15 protein-coding genes are annotated in these 16,272 nt (G+C 59.2%); 9 read left to right on the top strand and 6 right to left on the bottom strand.

From position 1 onward, the window contains the following. Window positions 1–45 precede the first annotated feature (45 nt). From yidC to rpmH, 4 genes are all read right to left on the bottom strand, one after another. Window positions 46–1,704, bottom strand: a complete 1,659-nt coding sequence (gene yidC / locus P0D71_RS04115; RefSeq protein ID WP_091797626.1) for a membrane protein insertase YidC — start codon at window positions 1,702–1,704, stop codon at window positions 46–48. A 30-nt stretch (window positions 1,705–1,734) separates the two neighbouring features. Further along, window positions 1,735–1,965, bottom strand: coding sequence for a membrane protein insertion efficiency factor YidD (gene yidD, locus P0D71_RS04120; protein WP_081936011.1), 231 nt, complete (start codon window positions 1,963–1,965; stop codon window positions 1,735–1,737). A 106-nt stretch (window positions 1,966–2,071) separates the two neighbouring features. Beyond that, entirely contained in the window at window positions 2,072–2,557 is a 486-nt protein-coding gene (locus tag P0D71_RS04125; protein WP_091797623.1) for a ribonuclease P protein component, read from the bottom strand. Window positions 2,558–2,580: 23 nt separating this feature from the next. Next, complete coding sequence (gene rpmH / locus P0D71_RS04130) at window positions 2,581–2,715, bottom strand: 50S ribosomal protein L34 (protein WP_004198824.1); 135 nt, start codon at window positions 2,713–2,715, stop codon at window positions 2,581–2,583. Between the two features lie 392 nt (window positions 2,716–3,107). Here rpmH and dnaA point away from each other — a divergent pair, with 392 nt between their 5' ends. The 3 genes from dnaA (at window position 3,108) to gyrB (ending at window position 8,655) form a co-directional block, all read left to right on the top strand. Then, window positions 3,108–4,745, top strand: a complete 1,638-nt coding sequence (dnaA, locus tag P0D71_RS04135; RefSeq protein ID WP_218157121.1) for a chromosomal replication initiator protein DnaA — start codon at window positions 3,108–3,110, stop codon at window positions 4,743–4,745. A 220-nt stretch (window positions 4,746–4,965) separates the two neighbouring features. Next, on the top strand, window positions 4,966–6,069 hold the full coding sequence (dnaN, locus tag P0D71_RS04140; protein WP_007180118.1) for a DNA polymerase III subunit beta: 1,104 nt from the start codon (window positions 4,966–4,968) through the stop codon (window positions 6,067–6,069). Between the two features lie 114 nt (window positions 6,070–6,183). Next, window positions 6,184–8,655 carry a DNA topoisomerase (ATP-hydrolyzing) subunit B gene (gene gyrB, locus P0D71_RS04145; protein WP_091797614.1) on the top strand — a complete coding sequence of 824 codons (2,472 nt, stop codon included), beginning with the start codon at window positions 6,184–6,186 and terminating at the stop codon, window positions 8,653–8,655. Window positions 8,656–8,848: 193 nt separating this feature from the next. Here the strand turns inward: gyrB and P0D71_RS04150 are convergent, their stop codons facing one another. Together P0D71_RS04150 and P0D71_RS04155 are read right to left on the bottom strand one after the other, a co-directional pair. Further along, window positions 8,849–9,301, bottom strand: coding sequence for a S16 family serine protease (locus P0D71_RS04150; RefSeq protein ID WP_408468817.1), 453 nt, complete (start codon window positions 9,299–9,301; stop codon window positions 8,849–8,851). Window positions 9,302–9,393: 92 nt separating this feature from the next. Beyond that, on the bottom strand, window positions 9,394–9,591 hold the full coding sequence (locus P0D71_RS04155; RefSeq protein ID WP_408303592.1) for a BREX system Lon protease-like protein BrxL: 198 nt from the start codon (window positions 9,589–9,591) through the stop codon (window positions 9,394–9,396). 26 nt (window positions 9,592–9,617) lie between these two features. Here P0D71_RS04155 and P0D71_RS04160 point away from each other — a divergent pair, with 26 nt between their 5' ends. From P0D71_RS04160 to P0D71_RS04185, 6 genes are all read left to right on the top strand, one after another. Beyond that, complete coding sequence (locus tag P0D71_RS04160; protein ID WP_408303591.1) at window positions 9,618–9,953, top strand: hypothetical protein; 336 nt, start codon at window positions 9,618–9,620, stop codon at window positions 9,951–9,953. Continuing rightward, window positions 9,954–10,949 carry a hypothetical protein gene (locus P0D71_RS04165; protein ID WP_408479320.1) on the top strand — a complete coding sequence of 332 codons (996 nt, stop codon included), beginning with the start codon at window positions 9,954–9,956 and terminating at the stop codon, window positions 10,947–10,949. It abuts the gene before it with no gap. Window positions 10,950–10,966: 17 nt separating this feature from the next. Further along, a complete protein-coding gene (locus tag P0D71_RS04170; protein ID WP_408479321.1) occupies window positions 10,967–12,064 on the top strand; it encodes an Imm72 family immunity protein in 1,098 nt (365 codons plus the stop codon). Window positions 12,065–12,137: 73 nt separating this feature from the next. Beyond that, window positions 12,138–12,260, top strand: a complete 123-nt coding sequence (locus P0D71_RS04175; protein WP_408303587.1) for a hypothetical protein — start codon at window positions 12,138–12,140, stop codon at window positions 12,258–12,260. Window positions 12,261–12,650: 390 nt separating this feature from the next. Then, entirely contained in the window at window positions 12,651–12,938 is a 288-nt protein-coding gene (locus tag P0D71_RS04180) for a PAAR domain-containing protein (protein WP_408479322.1), read from the top strand. A gap of 243 nt (window positions 12,939–13,181) precedes the next feature. Further along, window positions 13,182–16,241 carry a type VI secretion system Vgr family protein gene (locus P0D71_RS04185; protein ID WP_408479323.1) on the top strand — a complete coding sequence of 1,020 codons (3,060 nt, stop codon included), beginning with the start codon at window positions 13,182–13,184 and terminating at the stop codon, window positions 16,239–16,241. Window positions 16,242–16,272: the final 31 nt, after the last annotated feature.

Here is a 16,272-nt window from a genome sequence, read left to right on the forward strand (position 1 = left end):
ATCAGCCTGCGCTAGCGGGCGTTGCCGCCCGCCTCAGCCGCGAAATCAGGCGGCTTTGGTTTTCGCCTGGCCCATCATTCGCGTGATGTAGTACTGCTGCGCGATCGACAGCACGTTGTTCACGACGTAGTACAGCACCAGGCCGGCCGGGAAGAAGAAGAACATGACCGAGAACGCGATCGGCATGAACATCATCATCTTGGCTTGAACCGGGTCCGGCGGCGTCGGGTTCAGCTTGGTTTGCAGGAACATCGAGACGGCCATCAGCACCGGCAGAATGAAGAACGGATCCTGTTGCGACAGATCGTGAATCCAGAGAATCCACGGCGCGCCGCGCATTTCCACCGACGATAGCAGCACCCAGTACAGCGAGATGAACACCGGAATCTGAATGACGACCGGCAGACAGCCGCCGAACGGATTGACCTTCTCGGTCTTGTACAGCTCCATCAGCGCTGCGTTCATCTTCTGCGGATCGCCTTTGAAGCGTTCACGCAGTGCTTGCATGCGCGGCGTGATCGCCTTCATGCGCGCCATCGACTTGTAGCTCGCGGCCGACAGCGGGAAGAACACAGCCTTGATCAGCAGCGTGAGCAGCACGATCGACCAGCCCCAGTTGCCGACATAGCTGTGGATCTTCTCGAGCAGCCAGAACAGCGGCTTCGCGATGATCGTCACCCAGCCGTAGTCCTTCACCAGTTCCAGACCCGGCGCGATGCCCTCGAGCATGCGCTCTTCTTCCGGACCGGCGAACAGGCGCGCGGAGACGTCGACGGTTTGGCCCGGGGCGATGGTCGCGACCGGTTCCTTCACGCCGACGCGGTACAGCGCCGGATCGATCTTCTCAACGTAGATGTCGCGTTTCGCACCTTGCTGCGGAATCCAGGCCGACGCGAAGTAATGCTGAACCATCGCGATCCAGCCGTTGTCAGCCGAAGTCGCGTAATCCTGCTTGTTCTTGTCGATGTCGCCGAACGTCATCTTCTGGAAGTGATGCTGGTCGGTGTAGACAGCCGGCCCGATGAACGTGTGCGAGAAGCGCGGCGTTTCCACCGGCTGGTCGTCACGCACCAGTTCCATATAGACCGACGGGCTCACCGGCGTGGTGCCGACGTTCTGGATCTTCGTGTCGACGCCGATCACATAGCTGCCACGCGTGAACGTGTAGGTCTTGATGACCTTCACGCCGCCCTTCACCGGCGACTCGAAGCTGAGCTGGAACGACTTGGCGTCGCCCGTCAGGTCGTGCGGCTGGTTCGGCAACGGCGTGTAAATGTCGTTGTGATTCGGGAAATCGCCGCCGAGCAGGCCCGTGCGCGCCAGATATGTATGGTTCGCGGTGCGGTCGAACAGCGTGATGACGAGATCCGGTTGCTTGCCGTCGCCTTGCTTGACCAGCGACAGCTTCGACAGCGTGCCGCCGCGAGTGTCGATTTCGCCGCTATAGACGTCGGTGTTGAACTTGATCAGTTGCGATTGCGTGGCCGCCGGCGCGTTGCCCGGAGCGGCTGCGTTCGTGGCCGGCAGATCGGCGGGCTGGGTTCCCGGCGTCGTGGTTCCCGGTGCGGCGCTACCGACGGTCTTGGTCGGCGTGGCGCTCGGGAAGAACATCGACGGGCGTCCGTGGTCGCGTTGCCAGTTGTCGAACAGCATGACCGCTGACATGAAAAAGATGACCCATAGGACGGTGCGTTTGATATCCATGCGTTGTCTCAGTGTCGATGGAACGGCGCGTCAGCGCTTTTCAGAAGTGGGAGGCGGGACGAGATCGATGCCGCCCGCGGAAAACGGGTGGCAGCGGCAAATACGCCTGGCGGCGAGATAAGTCCCGCGCGCGGCGCCATGATACTGGATTGCTTCGCGCGCGTAATCAGAGCAGGAAGGGTAAAAACGGCACCGGTTGCCGAGCATTGGGCTCACGGCAACCTTGTAGAAACGCAGTAAAGCGAAAAGTACCGTTTGCATGGCTGGTGCGGCCGGACGGCGCCGCGCAACGTGGAGTACCGGGCGACGCCCGCGCAGCACGGCCGCCGGAGCGGCCTGAACTGCAAAGCGGGCAGTCACTTGAGCGTCATTCCGTCTTGGGCGCTTCCGCGGGCGGCGCCTCGCGACGGGTCACTTCGCGCGCTGCCTTGTCGAGCAGCGCCTCGATTTCGCTGCGGCACAGCGCCCTCAACGGCGGCGACGAAGCGCTCGGCAAAGCCTTCTTGTCGAAGCGCGTGTGCAAACGCAGCAGCACATCCCAACCGCCGAATTCCGCGCGACGCAGCCGGAAGGCTTCACGCGCGATTCGACGTACCAGATTACGCGTGGCCGCGCGCGGCGCATACTTCTTGCCGATCACGAGGCCTAAGCGAGCTTCGTTGCCGGTGGGCCGGCCGTACACCACGAAGTGCGCAGTGCGGCGCCACGGGCGCAAACGAAAAACGGATGAAAATTCATCCGTTTTCAGCAGCCTTGCGGCTTTGGGGAAGGCGGCTTGCGCTCGCAACGGAACCGAGCCCAGTTGCTGCGCTTCAGCCGTTCCCGCGTCACCGCGGGCTTCACTACCCGGCATAAGCGTCGCGTGCAACGCCTGCCTTAGATGGCGAGGCGCTTGCGGCCCTTCGCGCGACGTGCGTTGATGACCTTGCGGCCACCTGCGGTCTTCATGCGAACGCGGAAGCCGTGGGTGCGCTTGCGACGGGTAACGGAAGGTTGGTAAGTACGTTTCATGTTGCTCTCACTTGATCGAAAAATAACCGCGCGATCATCGCTGAAAGCGCAATGGCCGGAGGTTTACTGAATTGGTTTTCGCGGAACCCGCTATTTAAACCGGTTTTTCGTTGACCGTCAATAGTTTAGCCTGGTTCGGCCGTTCCCCGCGAGCAGTTCGCCAGGTGATCCGTCCCTGTGGATAACTCCCTTGTGGGTCCGATTTGGCGTTAGAATCTCGCCTTACTTCCCAAAAATCCTGCACGCCGCTCCGGCTCGCTTGCCCCGCAAACCCTTGTGGCACAAGCGCCTGGAGCCATTGCGCCTGGTTAGTCTGGCTGCTCAGGGCCTTGTTGCGTGCGCGCGACGGGGGCAGCGGCAACCGCCGTGCACACCATAACGACAGCAACTCGATGAACGATTTCTGGCAACACTGTTCCGCATTGCTGGAGCGTGAGCTGACGCCCCAGCAGTACGTGACGTGGATCAAACCGTTGGCCCCGGTCGCCTTCGACGCCGCTGCGAACACGCTTAGCATCGCCGCGCCGAACCGTTTCAAGCTCGACTGGGTCAAGAGCCAGTTCTCCGGCCGCATCGCCGATATGGCCCGCGATTTCTGGCAGGCTCCCGTCGACGTCCAATTCGTACTCGACCCGAAAGCCGGCATGCGCGCCCCTGTGGCAGCCGCGCCGGCACCGGTGCCGGTGCGTCCGGCTTCCGCGCCTAGTTCGATGGGCGGTAGCGCCGGCAACGGCGCTGCGGTGGACGCCGCCGTCGGCGCCGTGCAAGCGGCGCAGGCCGCGCGCACCGGTGGGGCGAACGGCGCGAACAACGCGATGGCCAATCTCAACGCGAACGCCCGCGCGGCAGCTGAACAAAACGCGAACGCGCGCGCCGCAGCGGCAGAAGATTCCGCCGACCTCGATCTGCCCAGCCTCGACGCGAACGAAGCCGCGGCCGCCCGTCGCACGTGGCGTCCGGGCCAAAGCGCCGGCTCGAATGGGAACGGCGAGACAGACTCGATGTACGAGCGCTCCAAGCTGAATCCGGTGCTGACCTTCGACAACTTCGTGACCGGTAAGGCCAACCAGCTGGCGCGCGCCGCGGCGATTCAGGTCGCGGACAATCCCGGCATCTCCTACAACCCGCTGTTCCTGTATGGCGGCGTGGGTCTGGGCAAGACTCACTTGATCCACGCAATCGGCAACCAGCTTCTAATGGACAAAGCCGGCGCGCGGATCCGCTACATCCACGCGGAACAGTATGTGTCCGACGTGGTGAAGGCGTACCAGCGCAAGGCGTTCGACGATTTCAAGCGCTACTACCACTCGCTCGACCTGCTGCTGATCGACGATATTCAGTTCTTCTCCGGCAAGTCGCGCACGCAAGAGGAATTCTTCTACGCGTTCGAGGCGCTGGTCGCCAACAAGGCGCAGGTGATCATCACCAGCGACACGTATCCGAAGGAAATTTCGGGTATCGACGACCGCCTGATCTCGCGCTTCGACTCCGGCCTGACCGTGGCGATCGAGCCGCCCGAGCTGGAAATGCGCGTCGCGATTCTGATGCGCAAGGCGCAATCCGAGTTCGTGAGCCTGAATGAAGACGTCGCGTTCTTCGTCGCGAAACACTTGCGCTCGAACGTGCGTGAACTCGAAGGCGCGCTGCGCAAGATTCTCGCGTATTCGAAATTCCACGGACGCGAAATCACAATCGAAGTGACGAAGGAAGCGCTGAAAGACCTGCTGACGGTACAGAACCGGCAGATTTCGGTGGAAAACATCCAGAAGACCACGGCTGACTTCTACAGCATCAAGGTCGCGGACATGTATTCGAAGAAGCGTCCCGCGAACATCGCGCGGCCGCGGCAGATCGCCATGTATCTGGCGAAAGAGCTGACCCAGAAGAGCTTGCCGGAAATCGGCGAGCTGTTCGGCGGACGCGACCACACCACGGTGCTGCACGCGGTGCGCAAAATTGCCGATGAGCGCAGCAAGGACGCGCAACTGAACCACGAACTGCACGTGCTGGAGCAGACGCTGAAGGGCTGAGCGGGCTGTCTGGAAAAAACGACCTGTTTATTTCTGAAGTCGCCCCCATTTTAGTGAGGCGGTTCCGTTTTCAGGCACAATACAGGTTTAACCGCCCGGCGGCCGCGGGCGGATTTCACGCCGTGACAGGCGCTGCGTGGCGCCGGCGGGGAGCCACGGCTGCGCGCGGGAACGCTGTCCTGGCAAGGCGCGCAGGCCGTTATATCAACGAAGGAACTCTATGCAACTGGTCAAGACCGAACGCGATAACCTCCTCAGGCCGCTGCAAACTGTGAGCGGCATCGTCGAACGCCGCCATACGTTGCCGATCCTCGCCAATTTGCTGATTACCAAGAACGGCCCGGACGTGTCGTTCCTGTCGACCGACCTCGAGTTGCAGATCACCACGCGTGCCGATTTCGGCGTGGGCGGCGATTCGGTGGCGACCACGGTGGCAGCGAGAAAGCTCCTCGACATTCTGCGTGCCATGCCCGACGGGCAGGTCACGCTCACGCTGAATGACAAGCGTTTGACCGTGCAATCCGGCAAGAGCCGCTTTGCGCTGCAAACGCTTGCCGCGGACGAATTCCCGACGGTCGCGCAAGCTAAAGACTACGGCGCGAACCTCGTGGTTCCGCAGAAGACGTTCCGCCAGTTGCTCGGCATGGTCCATTTTTCGATGGCCCAGCAGGATATCCGCTACTACCTGAACGGCATGCTGCTGGTGGTGGACGGCGACCAGCTGATGGCGGTCGCAACCGACGGTCACCGTCTGGCGTTCTCGTCCATGAAGATCGAAGGCTCGTTCCAGCGTCAGGAAGTGATCATTCCGCGCAAGACGATCCTGGAACTCCAGCGTCTGCTGGAAGACATCGACGACACGCTGAAGATCGACATCGCGCAGACGCAGGTCAAGTTCACGTTCGGCCAGGTCGAACTGGTGTCGAAGCTGGTGGAAGGCAAATTCCCCGACTTCCAGCGCGTGATTCCGAAGTCGCACAAGAATCAGTTCGTGATTGGCCGTGAAGAACTGCAGCGCTCGCTGCAACGCGCCGCGATTCTGACCTCGGACAAATTCAAGGGCGTGCGCTGCATCATCGAGCCGGGCCAGTTGAAGATCATGTCGACCAACGCCGATCAGGAAGAGGCGCAGGAAGAACTGGAAATCGCATACGACGGCGACAGCGTCGATATCGGGTTCAACGTCACGTATCTGCTCGACGTGCTCGCGAACCTGAAGGTCGACACGTTGCAAGTGAGCCTGGGCGACGCCAGCTCCAGCGCGTTGATCACGATTCCCGAGAACGACGAATTCAAATACGTCGTCATGCCGATGCGCATCTAACGCGTCCAACACCAAAGAACACACCAAGGGGCGCAGCGCCCCTTTGGCGTTTTTATGGTGATTTGAAAAGTCCCGAGCAGCAACCTTGCAGCAACGCAGAACCGGAAAAAATCCATGACTGAAACGAACAATTCGCAACCCGACAACAGCTACGGCGCATCCTCGATTCAGATCCTCGAAGGTCTGGAGGCGGTGCGCAAGCGGCCCGGGATGTACATCGGGGATACATCGGACGGGACCGGTCTGCATCACCTCGTATTCGAAGTGCTGGACAACTCCATCGACGAAGCGTTGGCCGGGCATTGCAACGACATCCAGGTGATCATTCACGCGGACAACTCCATTTCCATCACCGACAACGGCCGCGGCGTGCCGACCGGTCTGAAGATGGACGACAAGCACGATCCGAAGCGCAGCGCCGCTGAAATCGTGATGACCGAGTTGCACGCCGGCGGCAAGTTCGACCAGAACAGCTACAAGGTGTCCGGCGGCCTGCACGGCGTGGGCGTGTCGTGCGTGAACGCATTGTCCGCGTGGCTGCGTTTGACCATTCGCCGCGACGGCAAGAAGCACTTCATGGAATTCCATCGTGGCGTGCCGCAGAACCGCATTATCGAAGAGATCGACGGCGTGGCTGTTTCGCCGATTCAAGTGACCGGCGAGACCGAGAACCGCGGCACCGAAGTGCACTTCCTCGCCGACGAGACGATTTTCGGCAACATCGAATATCACTACGACATTCTGGCCAAGCGGATTCGCGAACTGTCGTTCCTGAATAACGGCGTGCGAATCAAGCTGACCGACCAGCGCACCGGCAAGGAAGAAGATTTCGCGTTCGTGGGCGGCGTGAAGGGCTTTGTCGAGTACATCAACAAGAACAAGTCCGTGCTGCACCCGAACATTTTCCACATCAGCGGCGAGAAAGACGGCGTGGGCGTGGAAGTGGCGATGCAGTGGAACGACAGCTACAACGAAAACGTGCTGTGCTTCACGAACAACATTCCGCAGCGTGATGGCGGGACGCACTTGACCGGGTTGCGTGCGGCGATGACGCGCGTGTTGAACAAGTACATCAACGATCACGAAGTCGCGAAGAAGGCGAAGGTTGAGACTTCGGGCGACGATATGCGTGAAGGGCTGTCGTGCGTGCTGTCGGTGAAGGTGCCGGAGCCCAAGTTCAGCGCGCAGACGAAGGACAAGCTGGTGTCGTCGGAAGTGCGCGCGCCGGTGGAGGATGTGGTCGCGAAGGCGCTCGAAGAGTTTCTGCTCGAGACGCCGAATGACGCGAAGATTATTTGCAGCAAGATTGTGGATGCCGCGCGCGCGCGGGATGCGGCTCGGAAGGCGCGTGAGATGACGCGGCGGAAGGGTGTGCTCGATGGTGTTGGTCTGCCTGGGAAGCTGGCGGATTGCCAGGAGAAGGATCCGGCGAAGTCCGAGATTTATATCGTCGAGGGTGACTCGGCAGGCGGGTCGGCGAAACAGGGGCGGGATCGGAAGTTTCAGGCGATTTTGCCGCTGCGCGGCAAGGTGCTTAATGTGGAGAAGGCGCGGTATGACAAGCTGCTTTCTTCGGAGCAGATTGTTACGCTGATTACGGCGCTGGGCTGCGGGATTGGTAAGGAAGACTACAACCTCGATAAGCTGCGTTATCACCGCATCATCATCATGACCGATGCTGACGTGGACGGCGCGCACATCCGCACGCTGCTGCTGACGTTCTTCTATCGGCAGATGCCGGAGATGATCGAGCGTGGGTATATCTATATCGCGCAGCCGCCGTTGTTCAAGATCAAGGCGGGTAAGGATGAGCGGTATTTGAAGGATGAGGCTGAGGTTAATGCTCACATTCTGAAGCTGGCGCTGCAGGGGTCGGAGTTGTTGGCTTCGGAAGGGGCTACGCCGATTACGGGCGATGCGTTGGGGGAGTTGGCTCGGGCTTATTTGTTGGCGCAGGCTGTTGTTAATCGGTTGAGCCGGTTGTATGACGCTGGGGCTCTTGAGGCTGTGATGGATGGGATTGCGATCGATCTGTCCAGCGAGGAAGCGGCTGATGCGTCGGCTAAGGCTCTTGAGGCGAAGCTAAGGGATGATCCGTTGAAGCCTGAAGTTAAGGTTACGACGATGTATGACCCTGTGCGTGAATTGCGCTCGCTGCGGGTCGCGCGGACGCATCATGGGAATCAGAAGATTTCTGTGTTGGATCAGGATTTTCAACTGACTGCTGACTATCAACAGCTGATCAATACCGCTAATACGTTTAAGGGGTTGATTGGTACTGGCGCTGTCATTAAGCGTGGTGAGCGGAGTATGGCGGTTACTGACTTTAAGTCCGCTATGAAGTGGTTGTTGGCTGATGCTGAGCGCAATATCTCGAAGCAGCGGTATAAGGGTCTCGGTGAGATGAACCCTGGGCAGCTTTGGGAGACTACGATGGATCCGACTGTGCGTCGTCTTCTTCGTGTGCAGATTGAGGATGCTATTGCGGCTGATGGGATCTTTACTACGCTCATGGGGGATGATGTGGAGCCGCGGAGAGCTTTCATTGAGTCGAATGCGTTGCGGGCGGGGAATATTGATGTTTGAAAGTACCTGTAGATAGACGCATAACCTGAGAAAAACGGACCCATAAACTGAGAAATTTATGGGTTCTGCCTTTCAATAGCCACCAATAATTGGTGGCATAAACGGGTATGAACGAAGTCCGCCTGGCCTGTATGTCGAGATACTTACAGGCCCTTTTCTCTTTCAGCTGACACTGTTTGCGAAGGTGAGGCCGTCATTCGGCAAGCGCCTTCAACAACGCGTCCCGCCCATCCTGATAAAACTCGACGTCTAACTTGGTTGCCATCTCGTCCGACAAGTCAAACAATTGGCGCCGGCACGACACTGGCAGGAGTAGCGACTTAGCACCCTTTTCCACGGCTATCTCAGCCAAGGTAATTGCGTTGTGGATGAGTTCGATGGTGCCGCCCAAGGTCACTTCGCCCACCACTACCAGACCACCGCGAACCGACTTTTTCAACAGTGCACTAGCCAGCGCGATGAGTGCGGCCACGCTAGTCTTGGCAGCTGACTTGGCGGCATCGAATCCTCGGAACTGAACAGAAAACTCGTGCGACCGAGGGTCTCGGTCTCCCACTAGTTGCTGCGCCCTTGCATAGAGATTCTGCTCGGCACAGCGAATTGACTCCTTGAAAGCAGCGGGCCCCGGGTTGTTAAGCACCCTCACGCCGCTGCCTGGTCCTTCGGTGACTTCAAGTCGGAACAGCCCCGGGTGCTCGTCCTGGCCGCCGGGGCTCAGTGTCCAAATCTGTCCGCACTCTAGCGGCTCATCGCCAATACCGCCCTGACTTGAAGTTCGGGCGTGCTCACAAACTTTTCGACACCTTCCGCGCCCATGGTGTAGCTGAAATGCGTGTTGCGGAACTCGGCCGCGCCAATGCGCTTCTGCTGCTCCTTCACCCGGCGCCGCACCTCTAGGGCCAGTCGTACCGCCCACTCCAGGTCTTCATCACTCACCGGCGTTTCAGCGTTCGGGTACGCACTTGGCTTCGAGCGAAATCGAACTGACGGTAAATATCCGTCGCGCCGATGGGCGCGTGGTTAGCTACGACAAGGGCGTAGGCCGATTAGCTTTGCGGGTTGAGGGCATCGCCGCGAAAGACCATGCGCTCCTTGCGGAAGTCATCCAGTTCCTGAACCGCATGGGTCACGGTGACGCGCCGAAATGGCTGAAAGCACTGAACATAGCGCAGTACGAGTCTCAGGTCCTAAACAAGCTGAAGGACTTTTGTGCGACGGTTCAGCTTGCCATCCGGAGGTCTCTCGACGCACGCGTCGGAAAACTGTTGCCCGAAATCTGGCGCAGCAAAATCGACTAGGTGAGCGCGGGCTTCGCCGCGTTGCAGGACATGGCCGACCGCATGGTCCCCAAGGCGTTGCGAGAATTCGAAGCGAAACTCAAAACGCTACAGAACATGGTCTACCGTGGCGAAATTCATGAGATTGCTACTGGTGGCATGCCGAAGGTACGTCGAGAAGCAGAGGCGTATCTTGAAGAACGACGGCTTGCGCGGGAAATCCGGCGTGGCAAATTCCCTTCTTCCGAGTGCCGTGCTGACAAGAGTGAAGTCGAAGCGATGCTGACCAGCAAGTACGGCCCCAGGATCAAGGCGGGCTGGCCTGATATCCTGAAAGACCGCGGCGAGATTGCCAGCTATGGGAAGAAACCGGTTTTCACGAAAGTCGCAACATTTTCCGGAGAGATTTCTGCGATAGGTTCCCAGGAACTGGCCGGCAAAAAGCTGTATCGGGCCTTCGGCAACCCCTCCAAGCATGCGCCATACCCTGGTGGTAGCAAGGCGGGAGGACGGCAGCCCGCGTTCTGGGGTGTGGGTGAGGTGCCCAAAAGTGCGGAGGAATGGCGGACGCGCTCAGCCGTGCTCGACGAGTGGAACGGTAACGGCTTTCTCGCGATTGTGCATCTGCCTGCGGACCTGCCCGCGCACATGGACCTGAAAGCCTGGTCTGGACAGATTGCCGAACAGTATGGTGAGAAGGTTCCAACACAATATCTTGAAGGTGGCGGACAGCAACTCGTGGTCGATCTCGGGGAACTTGCTGACGAAATTACGGCGGCGGGTGAGTTGCTCAAGCAAGGCAAGTTGCCACCCACCATCTCGAAAAACGGAGTGACTGTAGAACTTCGGGCGACAAACTGGACGAACGTCGAGGACGTGTACGGCTATAGCAAGTTCGACGAAAACGTGCTCGGGGCTGCGCAGACGCGTCGCCTTGGGACTGAGGAGATCCAGACCAAGGTGACCAACAGCAGTGCAACCGCGGTGGCGCGTGCCGCCAATTCAGATAACCGGTAAGGGACGACAGGACCACCATGAAGTTGTTCAGCATGCGCGATGAAATGACGCGCCGTCAGGTTTTCTGGCTCCTGAAGAAATTGACAAGCTACAACCTCTGGGCCAAGAAGCGCGACGACTGGGAAATCTTCACGCGCGCGTATGAGAGCGCGGTCAAGACCTGGCCTTCCAGTCAGCGTGAACAGATGCCCGCGGACAACTTACCGCGCATCTACGGTATCCTCAGCAACTACAACAAGGGCCTGGACGAGCTACGCCGGGGTTATCGTTTTGTCTGGCGCCGCGGGGAAGCGTTCGACCAGGCGCTGACGGACTATTACGTTGTTGCCAAATACCTTTACCCGGATGGGGACTATTGGGAGCGCGGCATCCAGGAGGCGCCATATCCCCCGAAGGTGGAAGCGCTGAATCTGCTCATCCGCGCAAGCGAGTATGTGGGCGAGAACGCTGCCTGCGAGGTGCCTGCGGGTGACGATGCGACCGCTCAATTCACGGCGGCCGGCGCGCTGCTCGATCCTGATGCGTATATCTTTCGCTTCTATCAACTCGGCTTTCCCGTTTTTCCCGCGTCGTTGCCGCCCGTGCCGCAACCTACCGGTGTCGTGATCCGCACGGGCGACGCTGTACCCGTTGATGGCATATGGGAACCGGTCACAGTCACCCGCGGCAAAGTGCTTGGCTTTATCCCGGTAGGCGCCACCAGCAGCGAGAATGCGGGCTGCTTTAACTACCTTGTTCAAGGCACGCGTGCGCCTCGTATGACGGGGCCTTTCAACGAGAGTCGCGGCTACGCCGAAGACATCAATGTGAGTTGGTGCCTGCTTTGGAAGGATGATCGCTACATGGACGGCTTGATTCCCGATGAGTCCGAATACTTCATGACGGCGCCGGAGGCCACCTCCTACATCGAACCGGATCCAGTCATCCCGGCGGTGAGAACGGGCGAGGTATGCCCGGCCACTGGGCATTGGCAGGCGACGGGTCATCCGGAACATCAGGTACATGTTGTCAAGGGTGCAGTCATGCCGGATCTGTTGTTAAAGGACTGGTCAGACGCTGGCAAGGTGCACTACGTGGAGTGGACTCTTATTCACCAAGACAGAGAAGGTCGCTGAAAACAGAGGGTAGCGTGGCCCGTCGACTTGTCTTCAAAGGCGACCCAGGGGCTGAACGGAGCGCCGAGACTGGATGATCAGCCTGATGGAAAAGATTGCGAATCTGCAGATTATCGAGCGCCACCCTACCTACGATAAGGTCGGCAATCCGCAGCGGCTAACCGTTTCCGAATTCACCCCTGTCGGGCTTACGTGACACTCAGCCAGCGCAGAACACGCTATTCGAGTCCAGTCGGGAGTGATCGGCATACTTCTCAGTGATGCAAGCGGCATTGCAGTTGTGGAGGCGCCGTACGAACCTTCGGCCAATCGGGCATATATCGCCAATGCGGACGGCTTATTGAGGGCGCAAATCCCCGCGCGAATCGGCGCCGAACGCGTCATGTTTTACGACGTGAGCAAAGTTAGCGGCTCAGCCGCATTTCTCGCTGCAGCACCGGGAAGAGACGTTCGTATTGAGGTGAGAGAGTCGGACGGTGTGGTCGTACCCGAGTTGCCTAGGCGGACAGAAAAAGCATAGGTGGATGACGCACCGGGTCGCGAGAAAAGATGAAGGCGCGAGAAACCTTAAAGCTTTAAAGGCACGATGAAACGATATCTGATTTTGAACGGCGACAAAACGACAGCTAACGGCGTCGTTCAGGCAGCCCCCACCTCTATTCAGTTGAGCGATAAAGACGTCGCCCACGAAGGAGATCCAGTCGCATGCCCAGCTTGCAATACCACGGGGAAAATCCAGTGCGACGGGCCGCGCCAGATCATGACCGCGCCGGATGGAAGACACGCCGCATTAAGCGATGATTTATGTATTTGCGGCTGCCATCCGCCGCCTCGATTGGTTGCTTCTCAGCAGATGATGTCCACAGAAGCATAACCGTGTGGCTCTGCCCGTTTTGGTTGGCTGCAGCGCGTACTGCTCGCCAGAGATATGCGGCCCCATGGCGTATGACAGCAATCACAGGGTGACCTTTTTACCTCTATTCGAATGGCATTAAAGAGAAAGGCAATTAATTCCGATTTAACATTTATTTCTGAATATGCGATTGCGGTAAACGTCTGATCTTTTGTATTATCGCGCGATGGCGCGGGGGCGCAATTTGCATAAACAAGAGGCGGTATGGGTGCTCAGGACATAATCGCAGCGATCAAAGGCGGCTTGTTGCAAAGTGATCGCCTGTTAAAGCTTGATACGCCATTGGGTGCCAATGTCCTGTTGCCGCAAAGGCTGGTGGGCCATTCCCGCCTGGGCCGGGACTACGGATTTACGCTGGACGTCGTTTCAACCAATGACAATATTGAACTGAAAACGCTGATCGCCCAGCCGGTCACGCTCTGGACCCAGCAAACCGACCAGGCGTACGCCCCGCATCACGGTTATGTCCATACCGCCCGCCGGTTAGGCTCTGATAGTGCGATTACCAGCTATCAGATCGGCTTCGTCTCCTGGATGCATTTTCTGCATTTCAGAAAAGATGCACGAATCTGGCAGGATAAAGCCGTCGATGAAATTCTCACCGATGTATTCAATATGCATCCGCAGGCGCAGGGTGCATTCCGGTTCTCATTGCGTAACTCATTGCCGCAGCGCTCGTTCTGCGTGCAATATGAGGACGACTGGAATTTCTGCCACCGGCTAATGGAAACGGAAGGCCTGTTCGGCTATTTCGAACAGGCTGCCGATGGTAAATCTCATACCCTGGTCGTGACCGACGACATCGGTAGCCTGCAACCGCTGTCGCCGCAGACGGTGGATTTCTACCGGTCGGGCACCAACAGCGAAACGGATGCCTTCGTGCAATGGAGCGGCACGCGCACGCTGCAGAGCACGACACTCACCACGCGTACGTTCGATTACAAGGCGCCGCCCACGGGTGCGAATCCGAAAGGCACGACGGTTCCGACGCTGACCACGCAGGGCAACCTGCCACAGCAGGCCGAGGTGTATGAGTACACGGGCGCGTATACGTACGGACAGCAGGATCGCGGTGACCACCTCTCGAAGGTGAGGATGGAGGAGTGGGAATCGCGCGCGAAGCGCTTCCACGGCGTAGGCGCGGTCCGCCGCATCGACGCGGGGCGCTGGTTCGAACTGCAGGACCATCCGGGGCATGGCACCGACAGTCAGCAGGAGCGGCAGTTTGCCGTTATCGCCGTTGAATGGGTCATCGAGAATAACCTGCCGGTGTCGAGCGGGACGACGGATTTCCCGCACAGCCTGAAGCAAACGATCACTGCGGCCCGTGCACAGCACGCTAACGATCCAACGCTGCTCATCAAGTCGGCCGACGGTAGCGAAGGTTTCCTGTTGGTCTCTGTCGAAGCGCAGCGCAGAACAGTCCCGTTCCGCAGCCCGTTCGAGCACAGCAAGCCGAAGATGCACATGCAAACGGCGACGGTGGTCGGCCCAGCGAACGAGGAAGTCTTCACGGACCCACTGAACCGTATCAAGGTGCAGATGCACTGGGACCGGCTGAACCCCGGCGATGAGAACGCGTCGTGCTGGATGCGCGTCGCGCAATCGCACGCGGGGGGCGGGCACGGCAGCGTACACGTACCGCGCATCGGCGAAGAAGTCATCGTGTCTTTCCTCGACGGCGACTGCGACAAGCCGCTCGTTACCGGACGTACCTATAACAGTGCAAAGACGCCGGATTGGCATTCGAATGGGATCCTGTCGGGCTACAAGTCCAAGGAGTATCAAGGCAGCGGTTACAACCAGATGGTGATGGACGATGCCACCGGCCAGAACCGCGTGCAGCTATACAGCACCAGTGCAAATTCCCAACTGCATCTCGGCTATCTGATCGCGCAAACAGGTAACTCGCGCGGTGCTTACCTCGGCAGCGGCTTCGATCTGAAGTCGGATGCGTACGGCGCGGTCCGGGCTGCAAAAGGCCTGTATGTATCGACGCATCCGGCAACGGGCGCCTCAAGCCAGCCCCTCGCCGTCCGTGAGGCGAACAATCAGTTGGTCAATTCCGAAAGCATGATTGAGTCGCTAAGCCAGGCGAGCGAAACCCATCAGGCAGAAAGCCTGAAAGACGGCTACGACTCATTGAAGTCCTTCACGGACGCGACGCAAAACAGTGTCACAGGCGCCGCAAGCGACGGCGGCAATACTGCCGGCGGTGGCACGGGCAGTGCGAACGCGTTCAAGGAACCTATCATGCTGTTTGCGACGCCAGCAGGCATTGCAATGTCGACGCAGAAGTCGGCTCACATTGCGGCAAACGAGCATGTCAATCTGGTCAGCGGTCAGAGCACGCACATCGCAACCGGCAAATCGCTACTGGCAAGCGTTGGCGAGAAAATCAGCCTGTTCGTTCAGAACGCAGGCATGAAGCTCTTCGCGGCGAAAGGCAAAGTAGAGATTAAAGCGCAGTCAGACAACGTCGAACTCACCGCGCAGAAGACATTCAGGTTGCTCTCGGCAACCGAAAAAATCGAAGCAGCCGCCGATCAGGAAATCCTTTTGACAAGCGGCGGCGCATACATCCGCATATCTGGCGGCAACATCGACATCCATGCGCCGGGAAAGGTCGATGTCAAAGGCACGCAGCACAGCTTCAACGGCCCGACCAGTCAGGGCTATCCGCTGCCCGCCGCGCGTCCCGATCAACCAGGGCAACTTGAATTGCTGCATCAATATGCGAACGGCGAGGCGTTCAAGGGCGGAACGTTCTCGGTGCTGGACGCCAACGGCGCAATTCTACGCAAAGGCGCGCTGGACGGGAGCGGCCACACGATCGTAAGCGGCTTGCCGGCCGGTGCTGCACAGGTCCAGTTCGGCGAGGATCCGCGCAACCAGTACGACCCGTCCAGCGTATTCAAGACCGCGACATGGCCTGCACAGCCGCCTCAGTCAAGCGGCGTCGCCACATCGGCACTCTCGCGGCTTGGTGGGTTGTTGCCGTCCGCCACCGACGCCGGTAAAGCGCTTTCCGGCGCAACGCAGTTCGCGAGTGTGGCGGGACAGGCGGCGCAAGGCAGCAGTGGGCTGACGCAGGCGCTAGGCGGCCAGGCAGTCGGACTCGTTCAAGGCGCACTTTCGCAAGCCCTTCCGGGGCAAGCCAGTGCCGCCTTGTCGAAGGCGAGCCAACTGGGCGCCGCGGCGAAGCAGATCAGCACACTGGCGCAAACCGCGCGCGCGTCCGTACCTGCATTGACCTCTCTCTGAAGCACGCGTCAGACGCGAAACCTCACCTTCC

Source organism: Paraburkholderia sp. RL17-383-BIF-A (genome assembly GCF_046028015.1).
Lineage (GTDB): Bacteria > Pseudomonadota > Gammaproteobacteria > Burkholderiales > Burkholderiaceae > Paraburkholderia.